Source organism: Streptococcus sp. 27098_8_69 (assembly GCF_041432445.1).
Classification (GTDB): domain Bacteria; phylum Bacillota; class Bacilli; order Lactobacillales; family Streptococcaceae; genus Streptococcus.
Window position 1 is genome coordinate 13,268 of record NZ_JAPVZO010000008.1, and the last position, 15,218, is coordinate 28,485.

The following is a 15,218-nucleotide window of genomic DNA, read 5'->3' on the forward strand; positions in this document are numbered from 1 at the left end:
GAAGAAAAAATGACAGAACCAACTTTATCAAGCCAATTGCTTAGCTTAGTGGCAATCTTTATCGTGGTATTCATCCTGTTGCTAATGACTGATAAAAACGAAGAAGAAGCTGAACAAAAAACAGTTATCATCATTGAAGAAGTTGAAGACTTCAGAGAGGTTGCACGAAGAAACCTGAAAAATAGCGACAGGAGATTCACCTATGACACCCAACCACCTGTTGGACTTCCTTCAACGATTGAAGACGTACCTCAAGATTTTAGACAATGTATCGAAGATTATGTCAGACTGGCTAGCGACTATCAGGAAGAAGCAAGAATTAATGACCTTCTAAGAAGTCAAAATGCGAATCTCTTAGAAGAAAATGGGCGTTTGCTTTATCAGGAAATGACTTTGGATTTTCGCCAGAATCCAAGAAAATGGAGGGCAAAGACATGAGTGAAGATTTTAGAATACTACCTCATGATCTAGTAGCTGAGCAGTCGGTTCTGGGTGCAGTCTTTATCTCACCAGAAACGATGACGTCACTTGCAGACGAATTGACTCCAGAGGATTTCTACAAACCTGCCAACAAGATTGTATTTAAGACCATGTTGTCTTTGCTTGAAAAGGGTGAGCCAATTGATGCGACAACTATGATCTCTGCTCTTACTAATCAGGGCGACATCTCAAATATTGGGGGTATCACCTACGTTGTTGAGTTGGTGAATTCAACTCCGACATCGAAAAATGTGGAGCATTATGCGAAGCTTGTAAAAGAAAAGGCTACGCTCCGAAAAGTAATCGCTGGCTTGTCGGATTCGCTATCTAGTGCTTATCAAGGTGATGTCTCAATCGGTGACATCATTGCTAAAACCGAAAAATCTCTACTGGATATCAGTAATCAAAATGCAGGGACAGGATTTCGCAATGTGGCTGATATTCTTGATACTCACATGCAAATAGTTGAAACTCGTTCGCAGACAGATGGATTCGTGACTGGTCTGTCTACTGGCTTTGTTGGATTGGATAAGATTACAACAGGCCTTCATGAAGGGAATCTTATCATCCTTGCTGCTCGTCCAGCTATGGGTAAGACGGCATTGGCTCTGAATGTCGCTAAGTATGTGGCTACGATTGAAAGAAAGCCTGCTGTTATCTTCTCACTTGAAATGGGCGCAGAGGAGCTGATTGAGCGTATGTTGGCATCAGAGGGCATGGTTCCAGCTTATCATCTGAAGACTGGGAATTTGAGCACTGATGAATGGAAACGGCTTGTACAGGCCCAAAATAATCTCTATGATGCGCCTATCTTTGTAGATGATACTGCTGGTATTCGGATTTCAGAGATACGCTCAAATGCTCGAAAGCTCGCTCAAGAAATGGGTGGTCTGGGTGTCATAATCATTGACTACTTACAGTTAATAACTGGTGCCAAGGGCGAGAATCGTCAGCAGATCGTTTCTGAAATCTCAAGGGAATTGAAGATACTTGCCAAGGATTTGAAAGTACCTGTCATTGCCTTGTCGCAGTTAAGCCGTGCAGTTGAGCAGAGACAAGATAAGCGCCCGATGTTGGCAGACTTGCGAGAATCTGGATCTATTGAGCAAGATGCAGACATTGTAGCATTCTTGTATCGTGATGCTTATTATCAAAAAGAACAAGCAGACAGTCAAGAAGCAAACAACGTAACAGAACTGATCCTGGAAAAGAATCGGCATGGCAGTCTAGGGACAGTGAAATTGTATTTTCACAAAGAATACACAAAATTTTCAAGTGTGGAGGGGTAGAAATGATTAAAAAAAGCGAAGTCACTGGCTTCTTATCGTTTTTCAAATTTCCAAAGCCATTCATCTATGATGAAAAATATAAGTCATTGAGCAATAACGCTAAAATGCTCTATATGCTTCTGTTTGATAGGTTAGAACTATCTTTAAAAAATGGCTGGCATGATAAAGAAGGGAACGTCTTCCAGTATTACACAAATGAACAGTTGATGATTGACTTAAATTGCAATAGCAACAATACGATTATCAAAATCAAAAAGGAGTTGAAAGATGCTGGTCTAATGACGGAAGTCAGACAAGGGATGAGCTTACCAAACCGTATTTATCTTGATGCTCTTAACGGAAGTGTAGAAAGTGCATTTCAGGAAGTGCAAAAAGTGCACCTTGGAAGTGCAAAAAATGCATTTCAGGAAGTGCAAAAAGTGCACACAATCAAGACTGAGAATACTAAGACTGAGAATAACAATAATATATTGTCGATTTGTAAGGAAGTTATTTCTTATCTCAATTTGAAAGCTAAGAAAAATTTTAAGATTGATACTGCTAGTCATCAAAAATTTATCAAGGCAAGGCTAAAAGAAGGATATGCCCTTGAAGATTTTAAAAAGGTTGTGGATATCATGGTCGCTAAGTGGAAAGGTACAGAGTATGAACAGTATCTTCAACCACAAACGCTTTTCGGCAACAAGATGGATAATTATCTAAATCAACCTATGCCACGAAAAGTTCACTCTTTTCAATCAGCAGTTGATGAAAGGCTAGGATTTTAGATGAAACAGTTTAAACAATTCAGAACCAGAACAGTTCTTGATGATATCTGTGAAATCCATAGATGCCATCTTTGGTCTGTCAAAATTCCTATCAAGGGCAAACTTGAGGAAATCAGTCAATGTCCTGAGTGCGAGAAAGAGAACATTCGACTCTTTGAAAAGCAGTTGAATATGGAAGCCGAGGTCAAAAGTAAGCTATCGGACACTTATGAGGTCTTTGTTCGAGATAGTATCGTTTCAAGTAAACTGGCTAGTAAGTCACTACATGACTATGAGATTCAGGTTGATATTGATGAAAAGGCTATGAATTTTGTGAAGCGTTTGGAACGTGAATATGCCAAAGGTAAAACTGGCAATGCTATCATCACTGGTCCTTCTGGTGTTGGTAAGAGTCATCTTACTTATGGATTGGCTCGGTTTCTCAATGAGCAATTTAAGTCTTATGATGAACCGAAAAGCGTGCTATTTGTGTCAGTTGTGACTTTGTTTGACAAGATTCGTGAAAGCTTTGAGTTTGACAATGGCTTCTCAGAAGCCAAGATGGTCAAGCTACTGTCTGAGGTTGATTTTCTCTTCCTGGACGATCTTGGGAAAGAGAGTCGCAAGGCTGACACGAGGCGGAATGAGTGGGCGCATCAGATATTGTTCAAGATCCTGGATAATCGGACCAATACGATTATCAACACGAATCTGAGTAGCGAAGAGATTAAAGAGCTTTACTCGGACGATTTCGGGAATGGTGCTTTATCAAGTCGCATCTTTGAAGGAGCAACTGGCAGGTGCTTTGTGTATCCGTCTGGGATGAAGGATAGGAGGTATTGATCATAAAGAAAATGACAGTCTGGGCACTCTTTGATAGTGGGAATGGTTCTTACTTCAAGGGTGCTAACTCTCTGAATAGTTCGGGGGGGGCGAATATTGAAATCTATTCAATCGGAATGGATATAGAAAACAAGAACAATCATTTTACAAATCTGGACCTTGCTGATTACAAACGTTTATTTGGAGATAACACGCTCTTTGACGTGTTAGACAAATTACCAAAACCTGGTCTTATAATAGCTAGTCCACCATGTGAAAGTTGGTCAAATGCTTCTGCGATGGAAAATGGTAATGCGTGTTGGAAACGCAATGATGTCTCTGATAGCTTGTTTGCTCCACAAGTAAGACCTTCACCGTTCACGATCAGGGCAAATCAGGATTACGAGTCAGCATATATAAATTATCAGTACGACAGGCAATTTTTAAAAAGGGTCAATGGCGAGCTAACAGCTTTCAACACAATAGAAATCATAAAAAGATATAGACCACAATTTTGGGTTATTGAGAATCCAGCAGCTGACAGACTGTGGCCCTACATTGAGGATATTATTGGATTCAGAATTCCATACAAAAACCTAGCTAGATACAATAATTATGATTATCCTTTACAAAAACGGACGATTTTTGGAAGCAATGTTGAACTTAATCTTAAGAATAAAATTATCAAGCAGGATATAGAGTGGAAGAACTTCTCAAAATCATACAACGAGAGATCTAATATACCTGAAAAATTGGTGTTAGAAATTTTCGAAAAAATCTACAAGGAGTTTTGCAAAGATGATTGAACTCTATTTCATTTACAACGGGCACTGTCAATTATTCCTTGGGACGTTTAATAACGTCGATGATCTCATCGAGCGTATGGAAGACCATCAATGGGCATTCTCGGATATCACTCACCCAAGGTTTCAGAAGCACATCGGCAAACGGACAACACGGTTCGACTATGGTGCTAAGGATTGTTACTATTTAGCGACTTTTTCAGGAGGGAAATAAAATGATTGAATTTATTAAAGAATTTGGAATGGCTATTTTATGGATGTTTTTAGGATATTTAATCGGGGAACGTGCAGCAAGAAAGGAAAAGAAAGATGATCAATAATGTAGTGTTAATTGGGCGCTTAACTCGTGATCCAGAATTACGATACACGCCATCAAATGTTGCAGTTGCGAGTTTCAGTTTGGCAGTGAATCGCAATTTTAAGAATCAGGCAGGTGATCGTGAAGCTGATTTTATCAGTTGCATTATGTGGCGCCAACAGGCTGAAAATTTTGCAAATTGGGTTAAAAAGGGTGCTCTTGTGGGAATCACGGGTCGCATCCAGACTCGTAGCTATGATAATCAGCACGGTCAACGTGTCTATGTGACGGAAGTGGTTGCTGAGAGTTTTCAAACTCTTGAAAAGAAGGATAACTTTGCAAACCAAGCAAGCATGGAAAACCAGATGCCACCAAGTTACGGACAAGGTGAGCCAATGGATATTTCAGATGATGATTTGCCGTTTTAGGGAGGTGTGAAGAAATATGGTTGGAGTAACCTATCAGGAAATTCATCTCTTTGTTGAATTTTTGAAAGAACAATATGGGCAAGGTCGTCCAGACTATATTGAAGCCCTGAACGACTTAGACGGTCTGGTGGAAGTCTCCTACAGAGAAGCTATTGAAAGATTTTTAGAAGATGAAGTACGATAAACAGGCAGTGATTGAAGGCTATAAACAATCAATCAAGAGGAACGAAGAAAAGATAATCGAGTATTCTAAGCCGTGCGATTCACGCAAGAGGCGGATTAGAGCGCTTGAACGCGATTTGTTGAAGAAAAAGAATAAAGAGCTAGAAGAAAAGATAAAGGAATTGGAAGATGATGGAAGAGTTAAAGCAAAAAGTTAATGCAGTATACAACTGGACGGTAGAAGACGGGAAGCCGAAATCTCCCAAGCAAAATTTACCACAAGCAGTGAAAGACCGGGCGGACTATTTTTGGGAAATGGCAGAAGATGGTATGACATTGATAGGAGTGATGGAATGTATCTTCGCCGATGAAAAACCTACAGACTATGATTTGGGAGCTACTAAGGGTTGGTTGCCAAAATCTAAGGAGTTTGATGATTGGGTTGGCTATTCGCCAGGAATGTCTCAGGTAGTTATTGCAGTTTATTTGATTTATGGAGGAAACTAAGATGAATAAGCAGGAATTGATTGAGAAGTATAAAGAGTTGGAGGCTGGTTCATTTGATATTGCAGCAATTGTAGTTTGTCAGCTAGTTTTAAAAGACTTGGAACAACTAGACGAACTCGAAAAAGTCCAAATTCCGCAGTTTGTGGCGGAAATTATCGAGTATTACAAGGGAAAGAACGCTACGTTATATGATGCGCTTAGAGAAAAAAACTTCAACAAACAATACAATGAGTGGTTGATGAATGAACAGGATGCTTACAACAAAGTTGCTCGAGCATGGCTTGATGGCTACGAGGTCGAGGAAGAAAAGCGGTATTTGGTGAAGATAAAAGGGATTTGTGGAAATCACGAAACTTTGAACCGTGAAAAACATTCAAAAAAATGGCTTTTTTCAGATCGAGAAGAAAACACACTTTATAAAACACATCACACCCGCAAAGAATTAGAAGAAGCTGGCTTCGGATGGGTGTTCGATTGCCATGGGGTTGAGATTGAGGAGGTGGAGTGATGTCACTAAATAAATCAAGAAAACGATTGATTAAGAAGTATCATAGAATGTTTAACAGCCATCCAATAGATATTAAAATTAGTACAGATGGCGGTAAGACTTTTAAGGATATGGGTAATATACCATGCGCTAGTGCTATTCAATCTGGAAATATTAGTGCAAGTAAATTATCAGCTGGTGAGTTTGGTTTTAGAAATTTTGAAATAACTATTAGTCAAGGGATTTCTAAGGGAGAATTAAATAAATTGAAAGGTGTTTTGCGGTGATAAAATGAAACGATTTATCGCAATCTGGATTCTACTATCTGCTGGATTAAACATCTGGCAGATGGACAGGATTCGGAATTTGGAAGAGAAAAAGCCAATGGTTATCTATAAGGCTGATAATCAAGGCGCAGAAATTAAAGGCAGAGTCGTCGAGAAAGGGCGACATGGCAAGCTATATACGCTTACTATTCGTGATTATGGAGTGTTCGTGGTTACGAAGGAAGTGTATGATAATGTGAAAGTTGGGAAAGAGGTGAAATTATGATACCAAGATATAGAGCATGGATAAAGTCATTGAAATGGATGTGTGATGTAACTAACATTTCATTTGATAGCAAATTCGTAGATATCTGTCAGCAGGGAGATACTGAAAGATGTACAGAAATGTCAGTAGAGTTTGATGAAATTAAACTCATGCAATCAACAGGACTCAAAGACAAGAACGGAAAGGAAATCTTTGAGGGGGATATAGTCGATTACAAAGGCAGAAAAGCGCTTGTAAGCTGGCATGGCTCTTATGCAAGTTTTATTTACAGATTTGTAGATGAATTACAAAAGCGAAATGCAGAATGGAATCCTCTTTATTTAGCTTACATGAGATGTGAAGTCATCGGCAATATTTACGAAAATCCCGAGCGTTGGGAGGTTAATGGATGACAAAGTTTATTCAACTAGTGCCGTTTAAATATGGTGAGGAGAAAGAACCTATCACGATAAATGTTGATTGTATCAAAAGCGTTTTGAAAAATGATGATTTCTTTAGCAAAGTATTTGTAAACGATGAAATGACAGAGCATCTAAAAGAGCGACTAACTGCCGATAAGTTCATGTATGTAATCAAGCCAACATACAAAGAGATTGCAGCTATTCTAACTCAGAAAGAAGAAAGCTCGCAAGATTATGGATTGGTTGATTGAGGAGAAAGAACATGAGAATTAAAACATTAATGGGAACAATCATCAACGTTGATAAAATAAAGCGTAGCATCACGATTGATGGTGTTGAATATGGTTCAGACTGTCGTGCTTTGGTCTCTAAGCACAGAGACGGTACAGGGACTATTACATTAGTATTTGAAGGAAAAATTATTTAAAAAGGAGTAAAAACAATGTTTACACAATACGATCACGAAACAGGGAAAACTAAACTTACAAAACTTGCAAAAGGTAGCATCATCACGGTTGTTGCTATCGCTTCGTTAGGAATTTTTAGGGGGACTGCTGTGAAGCGCATCCCAGCTAATACGGTTGGAGTAAAGGTCAGTGCAATCGGAGGTGTTCAAGAAAACACCCTACAAACAGGTTATCATCTCAAAATTCCTTTCATCGATACCGTCTATACTCTTTCGACTTCAGTTCAAACGAAGACGATGGAAAAAATCACAACTCAGACCAAAGATGGTCAATGGCTGAATACTAACATTGATGTGAAGTATCGTGTTAATAAAGAAAAGGCTATGACGATATTTTCAAACTACACAAAGCTAGAAAATGTGAATGAGAGTGTCATTGCGCCAGCAGTTCAACGAGCTATTGAATCTGTGACTGGAAATTACGACATCTATGATATTCTTGGAAATAAACGGACAGAAGTCTATGAAGAGATTGACAAGGCGCTAAAAGAAAAATTTGAATCTTATGATCTTGAATTTGTTTCATTCACAATAACTGATCAGGATGCAGGAGATGAGATTGAAGCAGCAATCAAATCTGAATCTGTCAAACAGAAGGAAATTGACACAGCTAAACAGGAACAGGAAAAAGCTAAGGTTGAAGCGGATACTAAAAAGGTCCAAGCACAAGCTGAAGCGGATGCTGGTATCATCAAAGCAGAAGGTGAAGCCAAGGCCAACAAAGCTAAGTCAGACTCAATCACAGACAACCTTATCCGTATGAAAGAAGCAGAAGCCAGAGAGAAACATGGCTGGGTTACTGTCAATGGAGCCGGTGGCGTGATTACAAATCATGATTAAAATATAAACGTCAAAGAAACGAGGTGAGTGATGCCCTTTTTTCCTGATATAAACGAAGTAAAAACGAAAGAGAATGCCAAAAGGATTCTAAGAGGATATCCTCGTTGGAGAAGAGTCGCAAATGACACTGATGGTCAGAGAGTGACAACTACCTACTCATTCACGCCACGAAATCCATCAAACGGAAGAGATAGTCAAGTTGAAAAATTAGCTATACGAAAAGTTGATGCAGAGATTGAGCTTGATGCAATTGAGCAAGCTGTCAGTGGATTACATGACCCCCTCTATCGTAGAATACTTTTTGAAAAGTATCTTCAATGGAATTGCAAGAAGGATGAAACAATCGCAATGGACTTGTCTATTTCAGAAAGTTCATATTACGACATCTTGGATAAGTCTCTGATGGCATTTGCAGAGTTATACCGCAATGGTGAACAGGTTGAGATTTTGGAGTAAACTTGGAGTTTCTTTGGAGTAAATCTGGAGTAAGTTCGGAGTGAATATATGATTTTATGTGCTAAAATTATATTATGAAATGATTGTAAAGACAGGCACACCCTGTCTTTTTCTTTGAGTTTGGAGGTGATATTGTGAAAAAAGTAGAACCCATTCGTGAACCAGATGACATTGATAGAATGAAGCATTATTTGAAATCAAAGAGTGAACGAAACTATATTCTTTTCTTAGTAGGAATATACTCAGGTCTACGAGTAAGCGATATTGTTCCTCTTCAAGTAAAACATGTAGTTCAAGATAGAATTGAGATCAAAGAGAAAAAAACTGGCAAAATAAGAAAATTTGCAGTTAATCCAGAATTACGAAAGGCTTTGAATCGTTACATAAAAGAAAATCATCTTGAGAGTTACGACTATCTTTTTCCAAGTAGAAAAAAAGTTAGAGGTGACGGAGTAAGAATTAAACACATTGGTAGAGTAGCTGTATATCAATTCTTAAATGATGCAGCTAAACATTCAGGACTTAAACACATCGGCACACACTCGATGAGAAAAACGTTTGGTTATCATCACTATAAACAGAATGGAAATATAGCTATTTTAATGCAGATACTTAATCACTCTGCACCAGATATCACATTAGATTATATTGGATATAATCAAGATGAAATCGATGAAAGTATGCTTACATTTACGTATTAAAAAGCACGCTTATTTAACATATTGAGAAATGGTAAATTGGATAAACAAGAAATGCTAGAAACCCACTGTCATGACTGAGTTAAACCACACTCTCTTGAAAGTCACAAAATATAAGATATGTTAAATACAAGAGGGGGTGGGTGCACTAAAAACACCCCTGTTTTGAAAGATACCGAGGGGGTATATTTGAGAATACCAATCCCCCTCCCCTAAGAAGAAAGGACCCCCTCCCTAGATGAATACCCCCCAGGATAGACCGGACCGGAGTGGTCCTCACAGAGTCGCTTTTGAAAAGAATAAAAAGATTATTCTAAAGACCAGAAATACTTGTGGGATTTGTGGACTACCAGTGGATAAGTCATTGAAGTATCCACATCCTTTGTCACCAGTTATCGATCACATTATTCCAATCAATCGAAACGGTCATCCATCAGACATCAACAACCTACAGCTAGCGCACTGGCAATGCAACAGACAGAAGTCTGATAAGTTATATGCTGACGATAGGTCAGCCAATGCTACTGTTGTAGGCAATCGCAACTTGCCACAGTCAAGAGATTGGACAAAGTATAAATCTTAATAAAATAAAATAAAAAAAATATAAAATTATTTTTTTAAGAAAGATATAAATTAACAGAATACTAGATTTTTAGAAAAATGTATTGTATGAGGAAAGTCCTAGTTAAGGATAGGGGGGTGTCCCCCTCCCACTAGGCGCTCGAGGGCTTCACGCCGTCACTGTACATTTTTTCTCGCGCCAAATCATCAAAATGAAAGGAGAGCGATTTGGAATTAAGAGGTATTGATTATCTTAGGAGGAAGTTGAATCTTTATCGGAGCAGAGTCAATCTGAGATACAAGCATTATGCGATGCAGCACTATGAAGCGCCGACAGGAATCACAATTCCTCCACAAATCAGGGTGAAGTACCAGGCTGTTCTTGGTTGGGCTGCAAAGGGAGTTGATAGTCTTGCAGATCGTTTGATTTTCAGGGCATTTGCTAACGATGATTTTAATGTCACAGAAATTTTTGATCGTAATAATCCTGATATCTTCTTTGATAGTGCTATTTTAGCTGCGCTGATTGGTTCGTGTAGTTTTGTCTACATTTCGAAGGGTGAAGATGATGAGGTGAGGTTGCAAGTCATTGAATCAAGCAATGCAACTGGTGTCATTGATCCTATCACTGGATTGCTTGTAGAAGGTTATGCGGTGTTGGCTCGTGATGATTACAATCGTCCAACTCTTGAAGCATACTTTGAACCTAATGCTACTCATTTTATTCCGAAAGATGGTAGGCCATATTCGGTTGTAAATGAAACTGGTATCCCTCTGCTTGTACCGGTTATTCATCGTCCTGATGCTGTTCGTCCGTTTGGTCGGAGTCGTATCACCAGAGCTGGTATGTATTATCAGAAATACGCTAAGCGTACCTTGGAACGGGCTGATATCACTGCTGAGTTCTATTCGTGGCCACAAAAATATATTCTTGGGCTTGATCCTGATGCGGAACCTATGGAAAAATGGAAAGCTACTGTATCAAGCTTGTTGACGATTTCTTCTAGCGATAAAGGTGAGAAACCGAGCGTTGGGCAATTTACCACTGCGAGTATGTCGCCTTTTACAGAGCAACTGAGAACTGCTGCTGCTGGATTTGCTGGGGAAATGGGGTTGACATTGGATGACCTTGGTTTCGTTTCAGATAATCCATCATCTGTTGAAGCTATCAAGGCTAGTCATGAGAATTTGCGTTTAGCTGGTCGGAAGGCTCAGCGGTCGCTGGGAGCAGGTTTGCTGAATGTGGCTTATGTTGCTGCTTGCTTGCGTGATGAGTTTCGTTATGCTAGAAGCCAATTTGTGAGAACCACAGTCAAGTGGGAGCCATTGTTTGAAGCGGATGCGAATACGATGACTATGATTGGTGACGGTGTTGTGAAATTGAATCGGGCCTTACCTGGCTACATCAATGCGGAGACAATTCGTGATCTTACTGGTATCGCTGGAGACATGTCAGCTAAACCAGTGGTAAGCGAGGGTGGTTCAAATGGAGAATGATGTTTTACCTGGCATCTTGCAAGAGGTCCAGGAGAGGTTTGAACGAGATTTTGGTAAGAGTGAGATTGTCAGAAATGCTTTTGCTGTATTAAAGGCAAAAAAAGCTACTTACAAAACTGCAAATGAGTTTGCGATTGAAGTTGGAGAAATTCTCTCGAAGGCTCTAGGAGCGTCCCTGAGCACCGATAAATTACCAGACGGAAAAATGTATTACAATATCGCTCAGCGTTTGCTGACGGACGTGCTAGGACGAAATCACGAGCTTGTAAGTGGTTACACTAGTGATGTTCAGAAGAATTTGAACGATAAAGCGAAAATCGGTCTGAAAGTTCAAGTTCCTGAATTAAATCTGGATCGAATAGCTGGCATTGTCAATCGCTTTTCGTCTGAGGAAAATTTTGAGGATGTCAGTTGGTTGCTCGGTGAACCTATTGTGAACTTCACTCAGTCAATCATTGATGATAGTATCCAGAAAAATGCGGAGTTTCATTATCAGTCTGGATTGCAACCTGAGATTGTCCGAAAATCGTATTTTCATTGTTGTGAGTGGTGTCAGGAAGTTCAAGGGAATTATAAATATCCAAGAGTTCCGAAGGACGTTTATAGAAGACATCAGCATTGTCGTTGTATTGTAGACTATGATCCTAAAAACGGAAAAACTCAAAATGTTTGGACGAAGAAATGGAGTAAGGAAGATAGTAACTCTCGCAAAGAGGAGCAAATTAAACAACAAAAACAGTACACTGAAAAAAAGGAATCTGAGTTCAAAAACAGACAATTGCTCCATTATAAAAACGAGGCTATTGATGCTATTAAGAAAACAGATATGTCCAAAAAAGTTGGGTCGGACAATTATAAGAAATTCATAGATATTTTTGATACAATTAAAGATGAAAATACGTTGAAGTTGTATCAAAAATTAGGATCAAAAATAGAGTACGAGAAACTTGGTAAAACAGGAAATTTTGCCGAGAAAAATCGTGTACAACTTAACCAAAGCGCTTTCGATGGGAAGGTAGTAAAAACTTTAAACAAATACTGGGCTAAACCAATGTCAACTACATTTCATGAAAATGGCCACGCTTTGGATTATTTGGGCTTACAAGCTATAACCAAAGGGGAAAAAGTTGTTATCGGAGAAAAGAAGGTACGACTATTTGGAGAAACGACAAAAGTTTCAGTATATGCAACACATAGTTCTCATTTACCTCAATATAATCTAAGAGAAACAATTAGAGAAGATTTATGGAGACGCATTAATGGAGACTTACCGATGATTAAAGAATTAGGTGAGAATCCAAAACAATCTGAAAAGAATAAAATCATTAAGACTGCAAAAGAAAATCAAAAAAAATTCCAGGAGGAGATGAAAGAATTATTCAAAGAAAATCCTTCTGCGGTTGCGAATCTTTCAGATATGGTAGAAGCTACAGGCTGGTATAAAGAGCCTCAACCATTTGGATATGGACATGGCAAGAACTACTGGAAGAAGCCAGGTTCGGCGGAAGCTGAGTTTTTCGCTGAGATTTCTGAACTGATAGCAGTCGACCCTGAGGCATATCGGGTGGTGAAGGAAATATTACCAAATGCAGTAAACGTTTATCATAAAATTGTTAATGATATTTTGAAAGGAGTCTAAAATGTTTCATGTGATCGATGAGGAAGTAAGTCTGAGAGTAGAAATTGCGGAAGCGAAATATTTAATTCACTTTAGAGAACGATTTCCGTCAGATATTTTTTTTGAGGACGAGATAGATTCTGTAATCGCTGAAGAAATTGAAAAGGCGGTTGAAAAATGTATATCTCAAAATAAACCTTATGTTAAACCAGATGGATACGAAGACCGTTTTTATTAAAGTTGCACTCGAAAGGGTGCTTTTCTTATGCTCAGAAAGGAAATTTTGATGAACAAATACAAAAAATTGATAGGATTGATTGAAGATAACAATCTGGAGATACAGTCCTTGAAATATTACGACCCACAGAGCGCTTGGCATGGTGAGGAGTTATGGATTGTTGATAAGAAAAACAAAAATAAAATTTTTGATTTATCGGTTAACGGTTACTGCTTTCATGACGATTCTGTCGAAAAAGCTATTGAAGAAGTCGAGAAGTATCTATTATTGAAAAAGATGGATACGTTTGATGATTTCAAAAAATGGGTGGAAAAGAATGCTAGACCTCAAGAAAATGCTTAGAAAGGAGTAAATTATCTCCCAGCGACAGGGTTATCATGCGATGACGATTGAAAGGAAAGTAGAATGGCGAGGAAGAAACTTGGCAATCAGAATCCTACTCAATCGGTGATTTTAAAATACGTCAAGAAAAATTCAAAAGCTAAAGAAGCGATTGAATTTTACGAACGGACTGGCCTTTCTTGCTATGCCTGGCAGAAAAATCTCTTACTGCCTATGATGGCCATTGACAAGAATGGTCTTTGGGTGCATCAGAAGTTTGGTTACTCTATTCCTCGACGAAACGGAAAATCTGAAATTCTTTATATTCTTGAAATTTGGGGCTTGCATAAGGGATTGAATATCCTACATACGGCTCACCGGATTTCTACATCTCACTCCTCTTTCGAAAAGGTCAAACGATACCTTGAGAAAATGGGGTATGTTGATGGTGAGGATTTCAATTCCATTCGTGCGAAGGGGCAGGAGAGAATTGAACTTTATTCAACAGGAGGTGTTATCCAATTCCGTACTAGGACATCTAATGGTGGTCTTGGTGAAGGGTTCGACATGCTGATCATTGACGAGGCTCAGGAGTACACGACCGAGCAAGAATCTGCTTTGAAATATACGGTTACGGATAGTGAAAATCCTATCACAATCATGTGTGGAACACCTCCGACACCAGTATCAAGTGGAACGGTCTTTACTAAGTATCGTGAGACTTGTCTTTTTGGGAAAGGGAAGTATTCTGGCTGGGCTGAGTGGTCGGTTTCCGATGAAAAGGAAATCGACGATGTGGAAGTTTGGTATAATTCTAATCCGTCTATGGGATACCACTTAAATGAGCGTAAGATTGAAGCTGAGCTTGGTGAGGATAAGCTGGACCATAATATCCAACGTTTGGGATTTTGGCCAACTTACAACCAGAAATCTGCTATTTCTGAAACGGAGTGGAACGAGCTCAAGGTGGATGATATTCCAGCATTATCTGGCAAGCTGTCTGTTGGCATTAAGTACGGTCAAGATGGAACGAACGTGGCATTGAGCATTGCTGCACGTACCAAGGATGGCCGTTTCTTTATCGAAACAGTCGATTGTCAATCCGTTCGTAATGGGAATGAGTGGATGGTTGCCTTTTTGCGTCAAGCTGACGTGGCTCAAATTGTCATCGATGGCGCAAGTGGTCAAAAGATCTTGGACGAAGAGTTGAAGGACTACAGAATCAAGAATGTGATTCTTCCAACGGTGAAAGAAATCATCGTGGCCAATGCTCTTTGGGAGCAGGGAATTTACCAGAAAACCATCTGTCACGCTGGCCAACCATCATTGTCTAAAGTAGCTACTAACTGCGATAAGCGGAATATTGGTTCAAATGGTGGCTTTGGTTATCGATCGCACTTTGACGATATGGATATTTCTTTGATGGATAGTGCTTTGCTTGCGCACTGGGCTTGTGCTACGACCAAGCCTAAGAAAAAGCAAAAAATCAGTTATTAAAATAAGCGGTCTTGTGACTGCTTTTTTGATGCTCAAAATTACCGAACTGCC

At 39.2% G+C, this 15,218-nt stretch carries 25 protein-coding genes; all 25 read left to right on the forward strand.

Going from position 1 to position 15,218, the window contains the following annotated elements; all coding sequences use genetic code 11:
• Positions 1-9 precede the first annotated feature (9 nt).
• On the forward strand, positions 10-438 hold the full coding sequence (locus O3658_RS04090) for a hypothetical protein (RefSeq protein ID WP_371559483.1): 429 nt from the start codon (positions 10-12) through the stop codon (positions 436-438).
• Complete coding sequence (gene dnaB / locus O3658_RS04095; protein ID WP_371559484.1) at positions 435-1,769, forward strand: replicative DNA helicase; 1,335 nt, start codon at positions 435-437, stop codon at positions 1,767-1,769. The genes O3658_RS04090 and dnaB overlap by 4 nt, the downstream gene beginning before the upstream one ends.
• A gap of 2 nt (positions 1,770-1,771) precedes the next feature.
• Complete coding sequence (locus O3658_RS04100; protein WP_371559485.1) at positions 1,772-2,536, forward strand: conserved phage C-terminal domain-containing protein; 765 nt, start codon at positions 1,772-1,774, stop codon at positions 2,534-2,536.
• Positions 2,537-3,358, forward strand: a complete 822-nt coding sequence (locus tag O3658_RS04105) for an ATP-binding protein (RefSeq protein ID WP_371559487.1) — start codon at positions 2,537-2,539, stop codon at positions 3,356-3,358.
• 11 nt (positions 3,359-3,369) lie between these two features.
• The gene (locus O3658_RS04110; RefSeq protein ID WP_371559488.1) at positions 3,370-4,143 is read left to right on the forward strand and encodes a DNA methyltransferase; all 774 of its coding nucleotides are present in this window, start codon (positions 3,370-3,372) and stop codon (positions 4,141-4,143) included.
• The gene (locus O3658_RS04115) at positions 4,136-4,354 is read left to right on the forward strand and encodes a hypothetical protein (protein WP_371559489.1); all 219 of its coding nucleotides are present in this window, start codon (positions 4,136-4,138) and stop codon (positions 4,352-4,354) included. Before O3658_RS04110 ends, O3658_RS04115 begins: the two co-directional genes overlap by 8 nt.
• A 95-nt stretch (positions 4,355-4,449) precedes the next feature.
• Positions 4,450-4,866, forward strand: coding sequence for a single-stranded DNA-binding protein (ssb, locus tag O3658_RS04120; RefSeq protein ID WP_371559491.1), 417 nt, complete (start codon positions 4,450-4,452; stop codon positions 4,864-4,866).
• A gap of 16 nt (positions 4,867-4,882) precedes the next feature.
• Entirely contained in the window at positions 4,883-5,050 is a 168-nt protein-coding gene (locus O3658_RS04125) for a hypothetical protein (protein ID WP_000233203.1), read from the forward strand.
• Positions 5,037-5,246 carry a hypothetical protein gene (locus O3658_RS04130; RefSeq protein WP_371559493.1) on the forward strand — a complete coding sequence of 70 codons (210 nt, stop codon included), beginning with the start codon at positions 5,037-5,039 and terminating at the stop codon, positions 5,244-5,246. Before O3658_RS04125 ends, O3658_RS04130 begins: the two co-directional genes overlap by 14 nt.
• Positions 5,218-5,535 (forward strand): hypothetical protein, encoded by a 318-nt coding sequence (locus tag O3658_RS04135; protein ID WP_371559495.1) that lies wholly within the window; start codon positions 5,218-5,220, stop codon positions 5,533-5,535. The genes O3658_RS04130 and O3658_RS04135 overlap by 29 nt, the downstream gene beginning before the upstream one ends.
• Before the next feature lies 1 nt (position 5,536).
• Entirely contained in the window at positions 5,537-6,043 is a 507-nt protein-coding gene (locus O3658_RS04140; RefSeq protein ID WP_371559496.1) for a DUF1642 domain-containing protein, read from the forward strand.
• Positions 6,043-6,309, forward strand: coding sequence for a hypothetical protein (locus O3658_RS04145; protein ID WP_371559498.1), 267 nt, complete (start codon positions 6,043-6,045; stop codon positions 6,307-6,309). The genes O3658_RS04140 and O3658_RS04145 overlap by 1 nt, the downstream gene beginning before the upstream one ends.
• Before the next feature lie 4 nt (positions 6,310-6,313).
• The gene (locus tag O3658_RS04150) at positions 6,314-6,574 is read left to right on the forward strand and encodes a DUF1372 family protein (RefSeq protein ID WP_371559499.1); all 261 of its coding nucleotides are present in this window, start codon (positions 6,314-6,316) and stop codon (positions 6,572-6,574) included.
• Entirely contained in the window at positions 6,571-6,966 is a 396-nt protein-coding gene (locus O3658_RS04155; RefSeq protein WP_371559501.1) for a YopX family protein, read from the forward strand. Before O3658_RS04150 ends, O3658_RS04155 begins: the two co-directional genes overlap by 4 nt.
• On the forward strand, positions 6,963-7,226 hold the full coding sequence (locus tag O3658_RS04160; RefSeq protein ID WP_371559503.1) for a hypothetical protein: 264 nt from the start codon (positions 6,963-6,965) through the stop codon (positions 7,224-7,226). The genes O3658_RS04155 and O3658_RS04160 overlap by 4 nt, the downstream gene beginning before the upstream one ends.
• 11 nt (positions 7,227-7,237) lie before the next feature.
• A complete protein-coding gene (locus tag O3658_RS04165; protein WP_371559504.1) occupies positions 7,238-7,402 on the forward strand; it encodes a hypothetical protein in 165 nt (54 codons plus the stop codon).
• A 15-nt stretch (positions 7,403-7,417) separates the two neighbouring features.
• On the forward strand, positions 7,418-8,281 hold the full coding sequence (locus O3658_RS04170; protein WP_371559505.1) for an SPFH domain-containing protein: 864 nt from the start codon (positions 7,418-7,420) through the stop codon (positions 8,279-8,281).
• A gap of 30 nt (positions 8,282-8,311) precedes the next feature.
• Positions 8,312-8,737, forward strand: coding sequence for an ArpU family phage packaging/lysis transcriptional regulator (locus O3658_RS04175; RefSeq protein WP_371559507.1), 426 nt, complete (start codon positions 8,312-8,314; stop codon positions 8,735-8,737).
• Between the two features lie 134 nt (positions 8,738-8,871).
• Complete coding sequence (locus O3658_RS04180; protein ID WP_000754955.1) at positions 8,872-9,438, forward strand: site-specific integrase; 567 nt, start codon at positions 8,872-8,874, stop codon at positions 9,436-9,438.
• Between the two features lie 235 nt (positions 9,439-9,673).
• The gene (locus tag O3658_RS04185) at positions 9,674-10,018 is read left to right on the forward strand and encodes an HNH endonuclease (RefSeq protein ID WP_371559508.1); all 345 of its coding nucleotides are present in this window, start codon (positions 9,674-9,676) and stop codon (positions 10,016-10,018) included.
• Between the two features lie 206 nt (positions 10,019-10,224).
• Positions 10,225-11,493, forward strand: a complete 1,269-nt coding sequence (locus O3658_RS04190; RefSeq protein ID WP_371559509.1) for a hypothetical protein — start codon at positions 10,225-10,227, stop codon at positions 11,491-11,493.
• Positions 11,483-13,132, forward strand: coding sequence for a hypothetical protein (locus O3658_RS04195; protein WP_371559511.1), 1,650 nt, complete (start codon positions 11,483-11,485; stop codon positions 13,130-13,132). Before O3658_RS04190 ends, O3658_RS04195 begins: the two co-directional genes overlap by 11 nt.
• Before the next feature lies 1 nt (position 13,133).
• Entirely contained in the window at positions 13,134-13,349 is a 216-nt protein-coding gene (locus tag O3658_RS04200) for a hypothetical protein (protein WP_371559512.1), read from the forward strand.
• A 48-nt stretch (positions 13,350-13,397) separates the two neighbouring features.
• The gene (locus O3658_RS04205; protein ID WP_371559513.1) at positions 13,398-13,691 is read left to right on the forward strand and encodes a hypothetical protein; all 294 of its coding nucleotides are present in this window, start codon (positions 13,398-13,400) and stop codon (positions 13,689-13,691) included.
• Between the two features lie 63 nt (positions 13,692-13,754).
• A complete protein-coding gene (locus O3658_RS04210) occupies positions 13,755-15,167 on the forward strand; it encodes a terminase (RefSeq protein WP_371559514.1) in 1,413 nt (470 codons plus the stop codon).
• The last annotated feature ends 51 nt before the right edge of the window (positions 15,168-15,218 follow it).

Coding starts and splice junctions, on each gene's coding strand:
- O3658_RS04130 (WP_371559493.1), top strand. CDS start 5,037: ATGAAGTACGATAAACAGGCAGTGATTGAAGGCTATAAACAATCAATC.
- O3658_RS04185 (WP_371559508.1), top strand. CDS start 9,674: ATGAATACCCCCCAGGATAGACCGGACCGGAGTGGTCCTCACAGAGTC.
- O3658_RS04090 (WP_371559483.1), top strand. CDS start 10: ATGACAGAACCAACTTTATCAAGCCAATTGCTTAGCTTAGTGGCAATC.
- O3658_RS04115 (WP_371559489.1), top strand. CDS start 4,136: ATGATTGAACTCTATTTCATTTACAACGGGCACTGTCAATTATTCCTT.
- O3658_RS04155 (WP_371559501.1), top strand. CDS start 6,571: ATGATACCAAGATATAGAGCATGGATAAAGTCATTGAAATGGATGTGT.
- O3658_RS04170 (WP_371559505.1), top strand. CDS start 7,418: ATGTTTACACAATACGATCACGAAACAGGGAAAACTAAACTTACAAAA.
- O3658_RS04125 (WP_000233203.1), top strand. CDS start 4,883: ATGGTTGGAGTAACCTATCAGGAAATTCATCTCTTTGTTGAATTTTTG.
- O3658_RS04135 (WP_371559495.1), top strand. CDS start 5,218: ATGATGGAAGAGTTAAAGCAAAAAGTTAATGCAGTATACAACTGGACG.
- O3658_RS04100 (WP_371559485.1), top strand. CDS start 1,772: ATGATTAAAAAAAGCGAAGTCACTGGCTTCTTATCGTTTTTCAAATTT.
- dnaB (WP_371559484.1), top strand. CDS start 435: ATGAGTGAAGATTTTAGAATACTACCTCATGATCTAGTAGCTGAGCAG.
- O3658_RS04205 (WP_371559513.1), top strand. CDS start 13,398: ATGAACAAATACAAAAAATTGATAGGATTGATTGAAGATAACAATCTG.
- O3658_RS04140 (WP_371559496.1), top strand. CDS start 5,537: ATGAATAAGCAGGAATTGATTGAGAAGTATAAAGAGTTGGAGGCTGGT.
- O3658_RS04110 (WP_371559488.1), top strand. CDS start 3,370: ATGACAGTCTGGGCACTCTTTGATAGTGGGAATGGTTCTTACTTCAAG.
- O3658_RS04165 (WP_371559504.1), top strand. CDS start 7,238: ATGAGAATTAAAACATTAATGGGAACAATCATCAACGTTGATAAAATA.
- O3658_RS04195 (WP_371559511.1), top strand. CDS start 11,483: ATGGAGAATGATGTTTTACCTGGCATCTTGCAAGAGGTCCAGGAGAGG.
- O3658_RS04145 (WP_371559498.1), top strand. CDS start 6,043: ATGTCACTAAATAAATCAAGAAAACGATTGATTAAGAAGTATCATAGA.
- O3658_RS04210 (WP_371559514.1), top strand. CDS start 13,755: ATGGCGAGGAAGAAACTTGGCAATCAGAATCCTACTCAATCGGTGATT.
- O3658_RS04105 (WP_371559487.1), top strand. CDS start 2,537: ATGAAACAGTTTAAACAATTCAGAACCAGAACAGTTCTTGATGATATC.
- O3658_RS04150 (WP_371559499.1), top strand. CDS start 6,314: ATGAAACGATTTATCGCAATCTGGATTCTACTATCTGCTGGATTAAAC.
- ssb (WP_371559491.1), top strand. CDS start 4,450: ATGATCAATAATGTAGTGTTAATTGGGCGCTTAACTCGTGATCCAGAA.
- O3658_RS04200 (WP_371559512.1), top strand. CDS start 13,134: ATGTTTCATGTGATCGATGAGGAAGTAAGTCTGAGAGTAGAAATTGCG.
- O3658_RS04160 (WP_371559503.1), top strand. CDS start 6,963: ATGACAAAGTTTATTCAACTAGTGCCGTTTAAATATGGTGAGGAGAAA.
- O3658_RS04175 (WP_371559507.1), top strand. CDS start 8,312: ATGCCCTTTTTTCCTGATATAAACGAAGTAAAAACGAAAGAGAATGCC.